Below are 16,593 nucleotides of genomic sequence, written 5' to 3'. Positions count from 1 at the left end.
CTCAGTCCGTGACCTGCCCGCCATAGAGCGAGACGGCGAGGTCGTGGATGGCGTCGGCCGTGCGTGGCCCGAAGCCGAGCAGATAGCCGCCGTCGATGCGGATCAGCTTGCGCGCGGCACCCGCCGGCGTCGAGGCGATCGACGGATTGGAGAACAATTCGTCGTCCGATACCGGAGGCCCGGCGTTGCTCATCATCAGGATGACGTCCGGCCTGGCGGTGATGATCGCCTCGTCGGACATCTGCTTGTAACCGGAAAAGCCCTCGACGGCATTGACCCCGCCCGCCAGCTCGACCATGCCGTCAGCGGCGGTCTCGCTGCCAGCGGCCAGGATCTTGCCGCCCTGTATCGACAGCACGAACAGGATGCGCTTGCGCTGTTTGATCGAGACCGTCTGCTGTTCGGCAGCCGTGAGCTTGGAATCAAGCTCCCTGGCCAGTACCTCGGCCTTGGCGTCGACGCCGAGCGCCTTGCCGACAATGCGGACCTTTTCCAGGATGCCTTCGTGGCTGTAATGCTCCGGCACTTCGATGAACGGGATGCTCGTCTTCATCAGCACATCGACGGCTTCCTTGGGACCGCTGCCGTGCAGAGCCAGGATGCCGGTCGGATTAACCGACAGGACACCTTCCGGCGACAACTGGCGCATGTAGCCGACATCAGGCAGCTCAAGCGCGGCTTTCGGATATCGGCTGGTGGAATCGCGAGCCACCAGATGCTTCTCCTCGCCGAGCGCATAGACGATCTCGGTGATCGAGCCGCCAATGGCCGCTATCTTCGAGGGATCGGCAAAGACCGTCGCGCCCTCGGTGGCGTTGCCAGGTTGCAGCGCGACAAAAGCCAGGGAAAGACCGATCGCCGGCCCGAGCGCCAACCTGAGGACATGCGCCAGTTTTAAGAAGGAAACCATTTCTGTAATCCTCAGGCTGCGGTCGGGCTTGGGATGCGCGGCAGGTTCTCCGCCAGGAATCGCCAATCGTCGCGCTCGCCCTCGCCCTCGCCCTCATGGCGCTTGCCGAAGAACTGGATGATCATCTTGCCGTCGGCGTCATAGACCTCGAGCGAGGTGACATGACCGTCCTTGGTCGGCTTGCGCACCGCCCAGACCTCGTGGATGTGGTCGGTTCGCAGATGCAGGTGGAAGCTTTCGTCCAGCACATTGATCCATGGCCCCATCGGCTTGATGGATTTGACCGGACCGGAATGGATCTGGATACAGCCGCGATTGCCGACAAAGCACATGATCGGCATCTCCCCCTCGGCCGCATGATGGAACATGGCACGGACGGCATCGTTGTCGAGCAGCCAGGCATAGTCCTGGCCGACCATGCGCACCGCCTGCCGGCGGCTGAGCTTCAGCGTCTTCAGCATGCCGAAGAACTGGTGCACGTCGGTCAGCCGGCTCCAGCGGTCGCGCAGATCGTCGAGACTGGCGGTCATCTCAGCGCCATGGACCTCGTCGTCGGAAATCTGCCCTGAAATGTCGACCGTCGGCTCCTGGTTCGACGATTCGAGCGCACCGATCAGCTTCTGATAGGCATAAAGGCTGGAAGCCGGCCGCAGATGCACCTTGTGCACCGCCTCGCCTGCCGCGTCGAAGAACTGCAGGCTGCGGCGGATGTCGTCGCCATCGCGCTTTTCCACGGCAAAACCGTGCGCCCAGACTTTCGGGAAGATGCGCAGGTCGATGTTTTCGCCGAGCACCATGGCATTGTAGTTGCCGGTGACGACCTTGTCATAGACGCCGATCTTTTCGTGCACGGCGCTTTCATTGCGGGTCAAAGCCATGACCTCGCCGACGGCTTCGAGGCCGGTTAAAAGATCGTTGACGCGAGGCTCGATGCGAACGACCCCGTCGCCGCAATGCGCGGCGACCAATTCGGCTTCCGAAATGCCGAGTTGGGCAGCCAGATCACGCTCGCGCGCCTTCGGATTCTCTGTCCGCGCCCGCCGGATTTCATGCGGGGCGGGTTTTACGCGCTGGTCCATGTCTCGTCCCTACTGCCTTGTCTTACTTGTTGAGAATGAGCTTGCCCTGGCGGGTGATCTTCAGCCGGTAGAGCGCGCCGTGATGCTCGATGCCGATCTCGTGCTCGCCTTGGAACAGCGCGTTGCTGGAGAGGGTTCGCACCGCCAGCGGAACCCGGTCGAAACGGGCCGAGGTGTCGTCGGAACGGCGGACGCGATAGCGAAAGTCATTGGGATTGTGCGTGTTCATCTGGATTGATCCCTTTCCTGTGCCGGGCGCCTGGCTAGGCGTTGCATAAATGCCGGTTCATTTCTTGACTCGAATAATCATGTTTATTAATCAGTGCAATACCGGAGCAAATGAGTCAAGATTTAAGACGCCGGACACGATCAAAAATGCCAGCCAGCCCCGGGCCAGCCAGCATCGAACCTGGACTTTGGAGTTGGGGCATGGGGTTGATGAATTGGGAATGGCGCAGCCGGTTTGACATCGGCCCGTCTGATCAAGGTCTTGGCGGGCGATCCGCGACAAGAGGAATGGCAGCCTTGCTGGCAAGTGTGGCGGCAGCCGCGTTGCTGACGCCACCGGCAAGCGCCCAGCAGGCCGCCGAGCCGGCCGCCGAACAGCAGGCGGCGCAATCACAGAAGGTGGAAGAGACAAAGCCTGCCCCGGCGGGCGCAACGCTGCTCGACAAGATCCTGGTGCTGAGCCGCACCGGCGAGACGGCGATCGAATCGCTGGCCTCCGCCAGTCATGTCGACCAGGAACAGCTCGATCGCCGCATGGCGACGACGCCGAACGAGATGCTGCTGGGTGTTCCCGGTGTCGCGGCACAGGCCGACGCCAGGCGCGTCAGCACCAGCATCAACATCCGCGGCTTGCAGGATTTCGGTCGCGTCGCGGTAATCGTCGACGGCGCGCGCCAGAATTTCCAGCGTTCCGACCACGGCACGCAGTCGACCTTCTATATCGATCCCGAGCTCGTCAAATCCGTCGATGTGATCCGGGGCCCTGTCGCCAACACCTATGGCTCGGGCGCCATCGGCGGCGTCGTCTTCTTCGACACCAAGGACGCCGCGGACTTCCTCAAGCCCGACGAGACCTGGGCTGGTTCCGTCACCGGACGCTATGAGAGCAACGGCAAGGGTTGGACCACCAGCGCCTCCGGCGCCTATCGCCTCAACGAGAACTGGGACGCGCTCGGCAACATCGTCTACCGCAACTATGACGACTACAAGGATGGCGGTGGGGACACCGTCAAGGGCACCGGCTTCGATGTGCTGAGCGGCCTGCTCAAGACCACCATCCGGCCGACCGACAACAGTGAATTGAAGCTCGGCTGGGTCGGCTCAAGCGACAGCTGGAACGAGATCAGCGGCGGTGTGCCGGTGAATGACGTGGACCTGAAATCGAATGCCTTCACCGCTCGCTACAACATCACTGATGAAGACAAGAGCTGGCTCGATCTCCACATCAACACCTCCTACAACAAGACAAATCTCGACCTGACCAGCCTTGTCCCCCAGAACCGCTTCGACCCCGTCACAGGCCTTCCGATTGTTTTGCCGGCGGGATCGCAATCGACGTTCGACGTCGGCACCACCGGTATCGACATCTGGAACACGTCGCGCTTTGAAACGGGCGAGATCGCTCACGAATTGACCTATGGCGGCGACTGGGTGGGGGACAACGTCAAGACCGGCGGCACCGCCGGCGGCGACAGTTTCTACACGCCATCGGGCAAGCGCAGCGTGTCCGGCGCCTATGTCCAGGACAAGCTCACCTGGGAGTGGCTCGAAGTCATCGCGGGGCTGCGCTACGACAATTACAGCCTCAAGGATGACACCCACGAAACGTCAGGTGACAGAGTGTCGCCGCGCATCACCGTCGGCGTCTCGCCCTTTGAAAGTGCGGGCCTCGCCGGTCTGCAATTCTACGGCACCTATGCGGAAGGCTACCGTTCGCCCTCGCTGACGGAAACGCTGATCAGCGGCAACCATCCGGCCGGCGTCAGCTTCCCGTTCCTGCCCAATCCCAATCTGCGGCCTGAGACCGGCAAGACGACCGAATTCGGCGTCAACTACAAGCAGAACGACATCCTGGAGGCCGGCGACGCACTCCGCATCAAGGCGGCCTATTTCAACAACAATGTCGACGACTATATCGACGGCGTGACACTGTCGCCGTTCGACCCGACCAGTGGCTGCCCGTTCGGCCCCGGCATCCCGATCTGCTTCCAGTACCAGAATTTCGCCAAGGCGAAGATCAACGGCTTCGAGATGGAAGGCGTTTACGATGCAGCATGGGGCTACGCCGGACTTTCCGCCTCCATCATCAATGGTCACACCATTTCCTATGACGGCGACCGGGCGGACCTCGCCACCATCCCGTCTTCGCAGGTCACGGCCCAGCTCGGCCTGCGCTTCCTCGAGGACAAGCTGACCGTCGGTGGCGAGGTGCAGTACAATGGCAAGCCGAAGGGCAATGCGGTGGCCAAGGACTATACGCTGGTCAACGCCTTCGCCAGCTATCAGGCGACCGACAATCTGAAGGTCGATTTCCGTGCCGACAATCTGTTCGATGTCAAATACGCCAACCCGTTGAACGGCAGCACGACAGTTGCGGTCTATGAACCGGGCATAACGCTGAAGCTGGCGGCAACGATGCGATTTGGAGGCTGACGGCAATGATGCGCTTGATCACATCCCTTCGTCTGCTGACCTCGACGTTAGCGATGTCGCTTGCAATGGTTCCGGCGTGGGCACAAGTGTCCGCGCCGGTCCCCGCACTGACCCTCGAACTCAATGGCGCACAAGCCTCCGACAAGGGTTGTCGCCTGACCTTCGTGGTCAACAACGATCTCGGCGCTGACCTCTCCAAGGCGGCGTTCGAGATCGCATTGTTCAACGAGGCCGGCGTCGTCGACCGGTTGACCGTGCTCGACTTCAAGGAATTGCCAGCCGGCAAGACCAAGGTGACGCGTTTCGACTTGGCCGGCACCGACTGCGCCAAGGTCAGCCGTGTGCTGATCAACAGCGCGACGGAATGCGCCGGCACCGGCGTTGAACCGAATGCCTGCATGCGCAAGCTGAAGACGGACACCAAGACCGGTATCGCTTTCGGCGTCTGAAGTGGGGCTGCATCCCGCATTCCTGCAAAACACCGTGGCTTGGCCCCAGGCCGGCTGCGGCCGACTGCCGCTGGCAGCAAACGAACTTGATTTGACAATTCTGCTAGGGTCGCTGCAGGTCTCGCGGCGAGACATGCCGGATATCAGCTCCCTCCCCGAAGCCAGCGCCGAGCTGGCTATCACGCCAACCGAGGCGCTTGCACCGCCGCGGCCATCCGCCTGGAACCGCAAATGGACAGCGGCGGTCGTCGCCTCCTGCCTGCTCCATGCCGCGGTGGCGGCGGCTTTTCTGATTTCGCCTTCAGGGACATTCGATACCCAGGACGCCATGCAGTCGGAAGGCAGCGATCAGTCGGGCACAAATGTTGTCGGCAGCGCGCTGGATCGGGACCCCGCTGCAATAAATGTTGCACTGGTGCCGAACCCGCAACCGGCCAAACCAGAGCCGGCAAAGGCGGCCAGGCCGGCGTCGCCTGCGGAGCCCCCTGAGCCCACGAGGGACGCGACAAAGCAGCCCGTCGAGCCTTTGCCGAAAGCCGTTAAACAACCAGCGGTGACGCCGGACATACTGGTGGCCGGCGCCCCACGCTCCGATGACCATAGCGTGGCTCCGAAGACTGAGAAGCCGGCACAGCCGACTGTTCAGGCCGAAAGCACCGAGGCGCCTGCCGCCGTTCCAGAGCAGCCACCGATCGCAAGCGCCAGGCCAAGTCCGGCAGCCGCGCCGCCCAGAACCAGCCAAGCGGATGACAAGCGCGGCACGGCGGACGGCCTGGACCGGTTGGCGCAGGCAGCCAGCAAGGGCAAAAAGCAGAAAGAGGCAGGCCGCGCCGCGGAAGACAGCTACCGCGGTGACGTCATCAGGAAGCTCAGCCGTGTCAATCGTGGCGTTCCGCCTTCGGTGCAATTGGCCGCTCGCAACAATGCCGTTGTGGCATTCGCCATAGGCAGCCGTGGCGGCATCGATGACCTGCGCATTCTGCAGAGCTCCGGATCGCCAAACTTCGATCAGGTCGTCCTCGGCATCGTCCGCAAGGCAGCGCCCTTCCCGCCAATTCCATCACAAGCCGCAAGCAATAGTTTGGAGTTCGAGGCCGAAATCGGCCCATTTTGAATGTTCACAGAACAAACTGTTGCGGCGCCAACCATCAACATCCGCATGAAAGGAACCGCCATGTACATCGCCATGAACCGCTTCAAGGTGCAGACCGGCTCGGAGGCTGACTTCGAGGCCGTCTGGAAGAACCGCGACTCCAGCCTTGCGGAGATGAAAGGGTTCCGTGAATTCCATCTGCTGCGCGGTCCGGTCAACGAGACCGAAGGCTACACACTGTTTGCCTCGCACACGGTGTGGGCGAGCCACGACGATTTCGTCGCCTGGACCAGGTCGGAGAATTTTCGCGCCGCCCACAGAAATGTCGGCACGACAAAGGTTCATTACCTCGGCCATCCGCAATTCGAGGGCTTTTCCGTCGTCGAAGGTGCCTGAGATGGCAACGCCTGCCGAGGACCTCGCGCGCAGCATTCCGGTCCTGCCTTCACCCGACATTGTGGAGACTCGCGATTTCTATCGCGACGAGCTCGGCTTCGGTGTCGTCGGGCCGGAGATGGACGACTATCTGATCGTGCGCCGTGGCGACATCGAGATCCATTTCTGGAAGAGCGGCGACCGCAAACTTCCCGAAGTCTCGTCCTGCTATATCAGGGGCGGCGAGGTGCCGGCGCTGCATGCCGAATTTTCATCGCGCGGGGTGAGGCAACTCAGTCCGTTCACGGTGCGGCCGTGGAACATGAAGGAGTTCTATATCCGCGACCCGCACGGCAATCTGCTGAGGTTCGGCTGCGCACCCGAAGAGGTGTAAGCAGCCGTCCGTTGAACTAGGAGCCGGCCAGCAGGCTCGCATTGCCGCCCGCAGCGGTGGTGTCGACGCAGACGGCGCGTTCATGCGCATAGGCCGCCGGGTTGAGCACCTCGCTGACCAGCGGCACGATCGGCCCGCTGCGGTCGGCGATAACCCTGCGCACGATGCGCGCGGCCTCGGGCGTGCCAGAGAAAGCGACCACGTCGACGCGCAGCGAGCGAGCTTCGACCGGATCCGGCCGGCCGTCGATGGCGGCCAGCGGCAGGCCCTTGCCGGTCAGCGCCGAGAGCGCCACCGGTGCGCCGGGCGCGACAGCCAGCACCGCATTGCCGGCGGCGAGCGCCTGGATCGTCTGCGCAAGCAGCGTGTCGCCATCGGGGCCAAGGCACAGCACTCGTCCACGCGGTGATAGCGACAGCGTGTTGGCCTCGCCGGTCGGCCCGGCCAGGTCGACCTGGCCGAAGTCGATACCGGCGGCGGCGCCAATGGCTGCCGCGCCCTTGCCGCGCAGATGCTTTCTCAGGATGGCGACCCGGTCGGGCCGCGTCGACCAGCCGCCCAGCGTCGGATCGGGCAGATTGTCGGCAAGCTCGGTCGCCGTCACCTTGTGGCCTTCGGCGATATGCGTGCCGGCCTCCGGCCCCTTGCGAAAGCGGCGGAGATAGTGCGGGCCGCCGGCCTTCGGTCCGGTGCCCGACAGCCCCTCGCCGCCAAATGGCTGCGAACCGACGACGGCGCCGATCTGGTTGCGGTTCACATAGATGTTGCCGGCATGGATGCCGTCGACGAAATGTTGCACGCGGCCCTCGATGCGGGTGTGCAGGCCGAAGGTCAGGCCATAGCCCTTGCGGTTGATGGCGGCGATGACCGCATCGATCTCGTCGGCGTCGAACGTCGCGACATGCAGCACTGGCCCGAACACCTCGCGCTCCATGTCCTCGATGCCCTTGACCCGGAAGACATGCGGGGCGACGAAGCGGCCCTCCTTCGGCGCCTCGAGCTTGGCGATCAGCCGGCCCTGCAGCCCCATCTTCGTGCAGTAGTCGCGGATTGAAGTCTGCGCTTCGTCGTCGATGACCGGGCCGACATCGGTCGAAATCCGCCAGGGATCGCCGATGCTGAGTGCCTCCATGGCGCCTTTCAGCATCTCCAGCATCTTCTTCTCGACATCCTTCTGCACGTAGAGCACGCGCAGCGCCGAGCAGCGCTGGCCGGCGCTCTGGAAGGCCGAGGCCAGGATATCGCGCACCGCCTGCTCGGGCAGCGCGGTGGAATCGACGATCATGGCATTCAACCCGCCGGTCTCGGCGATCAGCATGGCATCGGGCGCGGCAGTCTCGGCCAGTTGCTTCTCGATCAGCTTGGCGACCTCGGTCGAGCCGGTGAAGCAGACGCCGGCAATGCGCGGATCGGCGGTCAGCGGGCCGCCGACCGAGGGGCCGTCGCCGGGCAGAAGCTGGATGACGTCTTCCGGCACGCCGGCCTCGCGCAGCATTTCGACGGCGCGGAAGGCGATCAACGGCGTCTGCTCGGCCGGCTTGGCGATCACCGAATTGCCGCTGACGAGTGCCGCCGCTATTTGGCCGGTGAAAATGGCGAGCGGAAAATTCCACGGCGAAATGCAGACGATGGCGCCACGCGCCTGCGTGCCCGGTTCGGCATTGGTCGCCTCGGCGGCGTAGTAGCGCAGGAAGTCGACCGCTTCGCGCACCTCGGCCACACCGTCAGCCAGCGATTTGCCGGCCTCGCGCGTCGCAAGTGCGAAGAATTCGACGGCATTGGCCTCGTAGAGGTCGGCGGCGCGGTTGAGGATGGCGGCGCGCTCGGCGACGGGACGCTTGGCCCAGGCCGGCTGCGCCTCGACGGCAATGCGCACGGCGGTCGTCACCTGCTTGGCGGTCGCCTCGCTGACCGTGCCGACCACTTCGGAAGGCTTGGCCGGATTGACGATCGGGCGCTGCTTGCCGTAGCCGGCGGCCCGCGTGATCGGCTTGGCATGCCAGCGGTCGGGGCCTGCGAACGCAGCCTTGGCCTTGTCGATCGCCGCCAGCGTCACCGTGTCGGTGATGTCAAAACCCTTCGAATTGCGGCGGCCAGCGCCGAATATCTGGGAAGGCCGGGCAATCGCCGGATTGGCGGCGGGGCCCTGGTCCTCGACCGTTTCGAGCGGATCGCGGGCGATGTCCTCCGGCTCGACCTCCTCGTCGGTCAGCTGATGCACGAAGGAGGAATTGGCGCCGTTCTCAAGCAGCCGACGGACCAGATAGGCAAGCAGATCGGAATGCGCCCCGACCGGCGCATAGATGCGGCAGCGGGTGCCTTCGGACCGGCGCACTGTTTCATGCAGGGCCTCTCCCATGCCGTGCAGGCGCTGGAACTCGAAGGAATCGCGGTCCCCGGCCATCGACAGGATCGCGGCAACCGTGTGGGCGTTGTGGGTGGCGAATTGCGGATAGATGCGGTCGGTCATCGACAGCAGCTTTTTGGCGCAAGCAATGTAGGAGACGTCGGTGTTGGCCTTGCGGGTGAAGACGGGATAGCCGGTGAGCCCGAGCGTCTGCGCCCGCTTGATCTCGGTGTCCCAGTAAGCGCCCTTGACCAGCCGCACCATGATGGTGCGGTCGTATTTCTTGGCCAGCGCGTAAAGCCAGTCGATGGCAAAGGCGGCGCGTGGCCCATAGGCCTGGACGACGACGCCAAAACCGTTCCAGCCGGCGAGCTCCGGCTCGGCCAGCACCCGCTCGATGACGTCGAGCGACAGATCGAGGCGGTCGGCCTCCTCGGCATCGATGTTGAGACCCATGCGCGAATGCCGCGCGGCGAGTGCCAGCGACAACAGCCGCTCGGCCATGACAGGCAGCATCTCGTCCTTCTGCGCCACCTCGTAGCGCGGATGCAGCGCCGACAGCTTGACCGAAATGCCGTGGTTCTGGCGGATATCCGGGCCGTTGGAGCCGGCGTCGAGCGAGGAAATCGCGTCGGCGTAAGCCTTGTGATAGCGCAATGCGTCAGCCTCGGTGCGGGCCGCCTCGCCCAGCATGTCGAAAGAATAGAGATAGCCCTTCTGCGTCATCGACCGGCCGCGCTTGACGGCTTCGGTGATGGTGCGGCCGAGCACGAACTGCTCGCCCATCTCGCGCATGGCGGCGGCCACCGCCTTGCGGATGACCGGCTCGCCCAGTCGGCGCACCATCGAGCGCAGCGTGCCTTCGATGCCGCCCTCGCCTTCGTCGAGGACGCGGCCGGTCAGCATAAGCGCCCAGGTCGAGGCGTTGACGAAGATGGAGCTCGAACCGCCCGAATGCGCCGACCAGTCGTGCGGCGCGATCTTGTCGGCGATGAGGTCGTCCATGGTCTCGGTGTCAGGCACGCGCAGCAGCGCTTCGGCCAGACACATCAGCGCCACGCCCTCCTTGGTGGAGAGACCGTAGGCAGAAAGGAAGACTTCCATCAATCGTGGATCGGAAGAGCCGCGCACCGCCCGCACCAGATCGGCGGCGCGGGTCGAGATCGCCTTGCGGTCTTTCGCGGAAAGACCCGTCGCCTCGGCCAGTCGTTTCACCGCCTCGTCTTCGTCGGGCAGATAGTTGGCGCGGATCTGCTGGCGGATGGAATCTAGGGGCATGGCGGTCCTGCGGAGCGAGCATCAGGGAGCGGACCGGCGGTCACCGGACCGAATGGCGCAAGCTAGCACAGGTACGAATTTCAGTCGGTCCAAAGAAATCGACACGGTGGATCAATCGATCTATCATCGCAGCCGAAAACAGGCATTTGGACTGCGCTTTTGATGACAGAAGACCAATTGGACCGCATCGACCGGAACATCCTGTCAGCGCTGGCAAGCGATGGCCGGCTCTCCATGTCCGAACTGGCGGCAAAGGTCGGCCTGTCGAAGACGCCGGTGCAGGCACGGGTGAAGCGGCTGGAAAAGGACGGCTACATCAGGGGCTATCAGGCAATCATCGACCGCGAGCGCATGGGTGAAGGCCATGTCGCCTTCGTCCAGGTGAAACTGTCGGACACCCGTTCCGCAGCACTCGATGCCTTCAACCGGTCCGTACAGGCGGTGCCGGAGATCGAGCAGTGCCACATGATGGCGTCGAGCTTCGACTACCTGCTGAAGGTCCGCACCCGGGACATCGCCGCCTATCGCCGAGTGCTTGGCGAGCGCATCTCCGCCCTGCCCCACGTCGCCCAGACCTCGACCTTCGTGGCGATGGAGACCGTGAAGGATCGGTAGTCTAGATCACTCCGCCAGCGTCTTCAGGAAAGCCACCAGCGCCGCGCGCTCGCGATCCGACAGCTCCAGCGGATGGATTTCGGATGTCCCCTCGACGCTAGGCACGGCCTTGGCGTAGTGCGCGACCACCTCGTCAAGCGACGAGAATTGCCCGGCATGCATATAGGGTGGGCGCGTCGCCGCGCCGCGCAACGAGGGTGTCTTGTAGGCCCGCATCAGTTGCGGCCCATCCTTGACCATGAAGCGCAGTTCCCCGCAGGCGCCGGCATCGCCGTCACGAAAGGCACCCAGGCAGTTGAACGGGTCGGCCTCGACCTGCGCGACGGCATCGATGCGGCCGCGATCCGGCGGCAGGTCCGCAACGGGTGGCACGCCGGTGTTGTGAAAGCTGTTGTCGGTGAAACGCGGGCCGTCGTGACAGGTCACGCAATTGGCCTTGCCGATGAACAGTTTCAGACCGAGGATTTCCTCTTGGGAAAAGCCGGCATCGCCTTTCGGCTCGGCACCGGTGACGAGATCCAGCGCAAAGCGGTCGAAACGGGTCGGTGCCGGCTCGATCGATCGTTCGAAGGCGGCGATCGCCTTGCCGATATTGGCATAGACGCCGTTGATCGCGTCGCGCTGCGCACCGCTCATCGCGTTCCAGGCGGCCTTCTCGGCATCGTTTCCGAGCGGGCTGGCATTCAACGGCATGCCGGAAAAGTCAGGCAGCGGTCCAAAGATGCGCTCATAGCGCTCGCCGAAGCGCGCCTTGATGTAGTGCGCATAGGCGGCGCGGTTTCCCGCCTGCTCCAGCGGATTCTCGAGCGGCGTCAGCGCTTGCGCCCACAGGCTGTCGCGGCGGCCGTCCCAGAAAAACCAGGGATCACGCGCCACGCCGGCCAGCGGCATGGTGCGCCGGTTGGTGTGGCCAACGCCGACCGCTTGCGGAAGGTCGTCCTGGAACTGCCGGTCGATCTTGTGGCAGGTCGAGCAGGAGACCGTGCCGTCGCGGCTCATCCCCTGGTCAAAGAACAGCGTCGAGCCGAGTGCGGCGGCGGCCGGCACATCGGCGAAACGATTGGTGGTGTCGGGCTTCAGCGGCGGCAGCGCCGACAGCGCCAGCGAGGCGATGGTCTTCTTCTCGGCGTCGGAAAAGTCAGGCTTGCCGCAACCTGCAAGGACGACGACCACCATCAGCGCCAGAAACCGCGGAAAGTGCCTCATCGATCGCTCACAGCACCACGTTGAACAGCACCGTGTCGGAACCGGCGGTGGCCGAAATGGCGAAATGCAGCTGCCACCAGCCGTTCATCGTGAATTTCACCCCTTCGATCCGGTAGCGCCCGTCGCCGAGATAGTCGGTCGCCTGCGGGCTGGTAGGCAGGCCGTGATTGTGCAGTGGCATGCCGCCGGAGATCGCGATCGCGGCCCCCTCCACTGGAACTCCCGTCTTTGTCTTCAGCGTCAGCAGCCAGGATTCCAGTTCGCCTTGCCGCATGACGCCCCGCTCCGGCGAAAAGCTGGCCACGAACAGCCCGTTGTCGGTGTTCTTCGTCCGCGAGACATCCGGGCCGGCAGGCTGGCCCGATCGCGGCGCCGTCAGATAGACGACCGCGAGAATGCCGGCCAGCAAGGCAGCCAGACCAAGACCCGCCAGAAGATAACGCCATAACGATGCCAAACCTGTTCCTCTTCTGCAGACAACGTTTTGCCGGACGGATCGCGTCCCGCCAGCCTGTGGGAAAACGCTGTGGCGGAAAAAACCCTGCTTGCCAAGCATGGCGCTGCCGGTGGCAAAAAGCTACAGCACCTCGATCACTGGAGGATTGTAGATGGCGGGAAACGGCGTCGCCTCGATCGGCGAATGCATGCTCGAACTGTCGGGCCAGACAGGCCCGAATTGGCGCATGGGCTTTGCCGGCGACACGTTCAACACGCTGTGGGCGCTGCACGCATTGAGCGCTGAGCGGCCAGCAACCTATGTCTCGGCCTTCGGCGACGACCCGTTCTCGCAAGGCCAGATCGGCTTCTTCGCTGAAAACGGCATCGGCATCGGCTCCAGCCCGGTCATAGCGGGCGCGCGGCCCGGCCTTTATGCGATCACTTTGACCGGCGCCGAGCGTTCCTTCACCTACTGGCGCGGCGACGCCGCCGCCCGGCAGCTCGCCTCCGATCCGGCGGAATTGTCGAAAAACCTGGAAAATCAGGCGCTTGTGTACTTCAGCGGAATCACTTTGGCAATTCTGGACGATGCCGCACGCGCCACGCTTTTGGCGGCCGTGGCCAAAGCACGCGCGGCGGGCTCGACTATCGCCTTCGATCCCAATTATCGGCCACGACTCTGGCACCGGCGCGAGGACGCGCAGGCCGCGATCGCCGCAGCGCTTGCCGTCACCGACATCGCCTTGCCGACCTTCCCCGACGAGCAGATGCTGTTCGGCGATGCCACGCCGCAAGCGACCACTGAGCGGCTCGGGCAAGTGGTCAGCGAGGTCATCGTCAAGAACGGCGATGCGCCGGCGCTGATTGCCGAAAATGGAACATCGCACGACGTGCCGGCGATCCATGTCGCGGCGCCCGTCGACACGACAGGCGCCGGCGATTCCTTCAATGGCGCCTATCTGGCCGCACGCCTCGCCGGCCACGCCCCGGCAGATGCCGTCTTGCGCGCGCATCGCGTCGCCGCCGCCGTGGTTCAGGTGCGCGGCGCCCTGGCGCCGTTCGAGACATTGCGAGCGGCGTTCGAAAACGAATGACCTGAAGAACTACGGAAGCCTGAACCGATATTCCGTCACATGATGGTAGATCGCGCCGGGCCACAGCGTCGCCTGCGGGAAATACGGCCGGTTCGGCGCATCCGGCCACACTTGCGGCTCCAGGCAAAAGCCGCAGAAAGCCTTGTAGTCTCGCCCTTCCAACCCCTTGCGCGGCGTCACGTACTGGCCGGTGTAGAGCTGGACCCCGGGCTCCGTGGTCCAGACCTCCATCTCGACACCGGAACTCGCCCCTTGCGTCCAGGACGCCTGCTTGAGCGGCCCGCGCGTCGGGGCGAGGCAGAAATTCTGGTCATAGGGCAGCTGTTCGCCTTCGGTCTCCATGCGCAGCGGCCGCGCCTGGCGGAAATCGAAGGGCGAGCCGTCGACCGGCTTGACCACGCCGGTCGGGATCATGTCGCCATCGACCGGCAGGTAGGCGCCGGCATTCAGCATCATCCTGTGGTCGAGAATGTCGCTGGCGCCGCCATCATCGAGGTTGAAATAGGAATGCTGGGTGAGATTGCACAGCGTCGGCTCCTCGCAGGTCGCCGCCAGTTCGACGCTAAGCGTGCCGGGGATCTTCAGCCGGTAGGTGCAGGTGACGTCGAGCGCGCCGGGAAAGCCCATCGTGCCGTCGGGATCATGCAGCGTCAGCGTGACGAAATCCCTGCCATGCAGCGAAACCGTCCACGGCCGATGGAAATAGCCTTGCGAGCCGCCATGCAGAGTATGCTTGTCGAGGAAGTTTCGCTCGGTCTGGTAGCGCTGGCCGGCGATGGTGAAGCGGCCGTCGCGGATGCGATTGGCATAGCGGCCGACGACCGCGCCGAAGAAGGCGGTGTCGGTCTCATAGGCTTCCAGACTGTCATAGCCGAGCACCAGCGGTGCATCGTGCCCGGTCAGCCGCAAATCCTGGACGATCGCGCCGAGCCCGATGATGTTGGCGGTGAGGCCGCCGCCCCTGATCGTGAAGCGACGCACCGGCTCGCCTGCCTGCGTCGTGCCGAAACCCTCGCCGTCCTTCATCGCCATGCCCGCAAACGTCAGTTGATCCAGAGGATTTCGGCTGGTTTTCTCACGCAAGATGGGCAGGCCATTGGCCTCCCCATCTCAGGACAGTCTATCAGAGGCCGAGGCCGCCGATGCAGACATATTTGGTGTCGAGGTAATCCTCGATACCCTGATGTCCGCCTTCCTTGCCGAGACCGGATTCCTTGACGCCGCCGAACGGCGCCTCCGGTGTGGTGATGAGGCCTTCATTGACGCCGACCATGCCGTATTTCAGCCCTTCCATGACGCGGAAGGCGCGGCCGAGATCGCCGGTGTAGAAATAGCAGGCGAGGCCAAACTCGGTGTCGTTGGCGAGCGCGATGGCCTCTTCTTCGGTCTCGAACTTGAACACCGGGGCTACCGGGCCAAAGATCTCTTCCTTCATGAAGCGCATCTTGGGCGTGGCGTTGGCGATGACGGTCGGCTGGAAGAACGAACCGCCGAGCGCATGGCGCTTGCCGCCGGCGACAATCTTGCCGCCTTTCGAGGTCGCATCGGCGATCAACTCCTCGACCTTCTCGACCGCCTTCTCGTCGATCAGCGGTCCCTGCTGCACGCCGTCCTCGAGGCCGGACCCGACCTTCAGCCCGTTGCTGGCGGCAGCGAGCTTCTCGACGAACTTGTCATAGACTTCAGCCTGAACCAGGAAGCGGTTGGTGCAGACGCAGGTCTGGCCGGAATTGCGGTACTTGGCGGTGATCGCACCGGCAACCGCACGCTCGAGATCGGCGTCGTCGAAGACGATGAACGGCGCGTTGCCGCCAAGTTCCATCGACACCTTCTTGACGGTGACCGACGACTTCTGGATCAGAAGCTTGCCGACCTCGGTCGATCCGGTGAAGGTGATCTTCGACACCAGCGGATTGGCGCAGATCTCGTCGCCGATCTCGCTGGCTGAACCGGTCAGGATGTTGATGACCCCCTTGGGGAAGCCGACTTCCTCGGCGAGCGCGCCCCAGGCCAGACCCGAGTACGGCGTCTGCGAGGCCGGCTTGACGACCGCGGTGCAGCCGGCGGCAAGTGCCGGTCCGAGTTTGCGGGCCAGCATCGAGGACGGGAAATTCCACGGCGTGATGGCGGCGATGACGCCGACCGGTTCCTTGGTCACCAGGATGCGGCGGTCCGCCCATGGCGACGGCACCACGTCGCCATAGGTGCGGCGGCCTTCCTCGGCGAACCACAGGATGTAGGACGCGGCCGAGCCGATCTCGCCCTTGGATTCGAACAGCGACTTGCCCTGCTCGATGGTGAGCAGTTCGGCCAGCACATCCTGGTTATCCATCATCGCGTCATGCAGCTTGCGCAGCAGCTTCGAGCGCTCGAGTGCGGTCGTCTTGCGCCACGATTTGAAGGCGGTTTCGGCAGCCTCGATGGCGCGGCGGGTCTCGGCCTTGCCCGACTTCGGCACGGTGCCGATCTTGAGGCCGGTGGCCGGGTTGTTGACGTCGACCGTCTGGCCGCTGTCGGCCTGCACCCATTCGCCATTGATGAGATTGGCCTGCCGCATGAAATGGCTGGTTTTCTGAAGCATGGTCTATCCTCCGTTTGGCGCACTGACGGGCCGGTCTGTGAAGTCTTCGGCGAGCGTGCGCGATGGACTGAAG

The 16,593-nt window shown here is 64.0% G+C and carries 15 protein-coding genes; 7 read left to right on the top strand and 8 right to left on the bottom strand.

Translation table 11 applies throughout. The features are described 5' to 3' along the window. Position 1: 1 nt before the first annotated feature. Genes ACFSOZ_RS10005 through hemP form a run of 3 tightly spaced genes read right to left on the bottom strand, consistent with a single transcriptional unit; the run spans position 2 to position 2,218 of the window. Entirely contained in the window at positions 2-910 is a 909-nt protein-coding gene (locus ACFSOZ_RS10005) for a heme/hemin ABC transporter substrate-binding protein (protein WP_379096717.1), read from the bottom strand. Positions 911-921: 11 nt separating this feature from the next. After that, a complete protein-coding gene (locus tag ACFSOZ_RS10000) occupies positions 922-1,989 on the bottom strand; it encodes a hemin-degrading factor (RefSeq protein ID WP_379096714.1) in 1,068 nt (355 codons plus the stop codon). A 22-nt stretch (positions 1,990-2,011) separates the two neighbouring features. Further along, entirely contained in the window at positions 2,012-2,218 is a 207-nt protein-coding gene (gene hemP / locus ACFSOZ_RS09995) for a hemin uptake protein HemP (RefSeq protein ID WP_379096711.1), read from the bottom strand. Positions 2,219-2,418: 200 nt separating this feature from the next. Between hemP and ACFSOZ_RS09990 the strand changes: the two genes are divergently transcribed. The 5 genes from ACFSOZ_RS09990 (at position 2,419) to ACFSOZ_RS09970 (ending at position 6,961) form a co-directional block, all read left to right on the top strand. Beyond that, the gene (locus tag ACFSOZ_RS09990) at positions 2,419-4,650 is read left to right on the top strand and encodes a TonB-dependent hemoglobin/transferrin/lactoferrin family receptor (protein WP_379096708.1); all 2,232 of its coding nucleotides are present in this window, start codon (positions 2,419-2,421) and stop codon (positions 4,648-4,650) included. Between the two features lie 5 nt (positions 4,651-4,655). Beyond that, positions 4,656-5,099: a hypothetical protein gene (locus tag ACFSOZ_RS09985; RefSeq protein WP_379096705.1), complete on the top strand. Its 444-nt coding sequence runs from the start codon at positions 4,656-4,658 to the stop codon at positions 5,097-5,099. 91 nt (positions 5,100-5,190) lie between these two features. Beyond that, complete coding sequence (locus ACFSOZ_RS09980) at positions 5,191-6,213, top strand: TonB family protein (protein ID WP_379096702.1); 1,023 nt, start codon at positions 5,191-5,193, stop codon at positions 6,211-6,213. A gap of 60 nt (positions 6,214-6,273) precedes the next feature. Further along, positions 6,274-6,588, top strand: coding sequence for an antibiotic biosynthesis monooxygenase family protein (gene hmuQ, locus ACFSOZ_RS09975; RefSeq protein WP_379098131.1), 315 nt, complete (start codon positions 6,274-6,276; stop codon positions 6,586-6,588). A 1-nt stretch (position 6,589) separates the two neighbouring features. Beyond that, a complete protein-coding gene (locus ACFSOZ_RS09970; RefSeq protein WP_379096699.1) occupies positions 6,590-6,961 on the top strand; it encodes a bleomycin resistance protein in 372 nt (123 codons plus the stop codon). 16 nt (positions 6,962-6,977) lie between these two features. On the opposite strand, the gene putA is transcribed toward ACFSOZ_RS09970, so the two are convergent. Next, positions 6,978-10,586 carry a bifunctional proline dehydrogenase/L-glutamate gamma-semialdehyde dehydrogenase PutA gene (putA, locus tag ACFSOZ_RS09965; protein WP_379096696.1) on the bottom strand — a complete coding sequence of 1,203 codons (3,609 nt, stop codon included), beginning with the start codon at positions 10,584-10,586 and terminating at the stop codon, positions 6,978-6,980. 162 nt (positions 10,587-10,748) lie between these two features. On the opposite strand from putA, the gene ACFSOZ_RS09960 reads away from it, so the two are divergent. Then, entirely contained in the window at positions 10,749-11,201 is a 453-nt protein-coding gene (locus ACFSOZ_RS09960; RefSeq protein ID WP_027029407.1) for an Lrp/AsnC family transcriptional regulator, read from the top strand. 6 nt (positions 11,202-11,207) lie between these two features. On the opposite strand, the gene ACFSOZ_RS09955 is transcribed toward ACFSOZ_RS09960, so the two are convergent. Both ACFSOZ_RS09955 and ACFSOZ_RS09950 read right to left on the bottom strand, forming a co-directional pair. Then, on the bottom strand, positions 11,208-12,407 hold the full coding sequence (locus ACFSOZ_RS09955; protein WP_379096693.1) for a cytochrome-c peroxidase: 1,200 nt from the start codon (positions 12,405-12,407) through the stop codon (positions 11,208-11,210). Positions 12,408-12,414: 7 nt separating this feature from the next. Next, complete coding sequence (locus tag ACFSOZ_RS09950) at positions 12,415-12,864, bottom strand: FixH family protein (protein WP_379096690.1); 450 nt, start codon at positions 12,862-12,864, stop codon at positions 12,415-12,417. 151 nt (positions 12,865-13,015) lie between these two features. Here ACFSOZ_RS09950 and ACFSOZ_RS09945 point away from each other — a divergent pair, with 151 nt between their 5' ends. Beyond that, on the top strand, positions 13,016-13,939 hold the full coding sequence (locus ACFSOZ_RS09945; RefSeq protein WP_379096687.1) for a sugar kinase: 924 nt from the start codon (positions 13,016-13,018) through the stop codon (positions 13,937-13,939). Positions 13,940-13,948: 9 nt separating this feature from the next. On the opposite strand, the gene ACFSOZ_RS09940 is transcribed toward ACFSOZ_RS09945, so the two are convergent. After that, a complete protein-coding gene (locus ACFSOZ_RS09940; RefSeq protein ID WP_379096684.1) occupies positions 13,949-14,971 on the bottom strand; it encodes an aldose epimerase family protein in 1,023 nt (340 codons plus the stop codon). Positions 14,972-15,062: 91 nt separating this feature from the next. After that, on the bottom strand, positions 15,063-16,520 hold the full coding sequence (locus tag ACFSOZ_RS09935) for an NAD-dependent succinate-semialdehyde dehydrogenase (protein ID WP_379096681.1): 1,458 nt from the start codon (positions 16,518-16,520) through the stop codon (positions 15,063-15,065). Positions 16,521-16,593 lie beyond the last annotated feature (73 nt).

The organism is Mesorhizobium newzealandense (assembly GCF_042682145.1).
In the GTDB taxonomy this organism is placed as follows: Bacteria; Pseudomonadota; Alphaproteobacteria; order Rhizobiales; family Rhizobiaceae; genus Mesorhizobium; species Mesorhizobium newzealandense.
The sequence above is the reverse complement of the archived record's forward strand: the minus strand, read 5'-3'. Positions and strand labels throughout refer to the sequence as shown.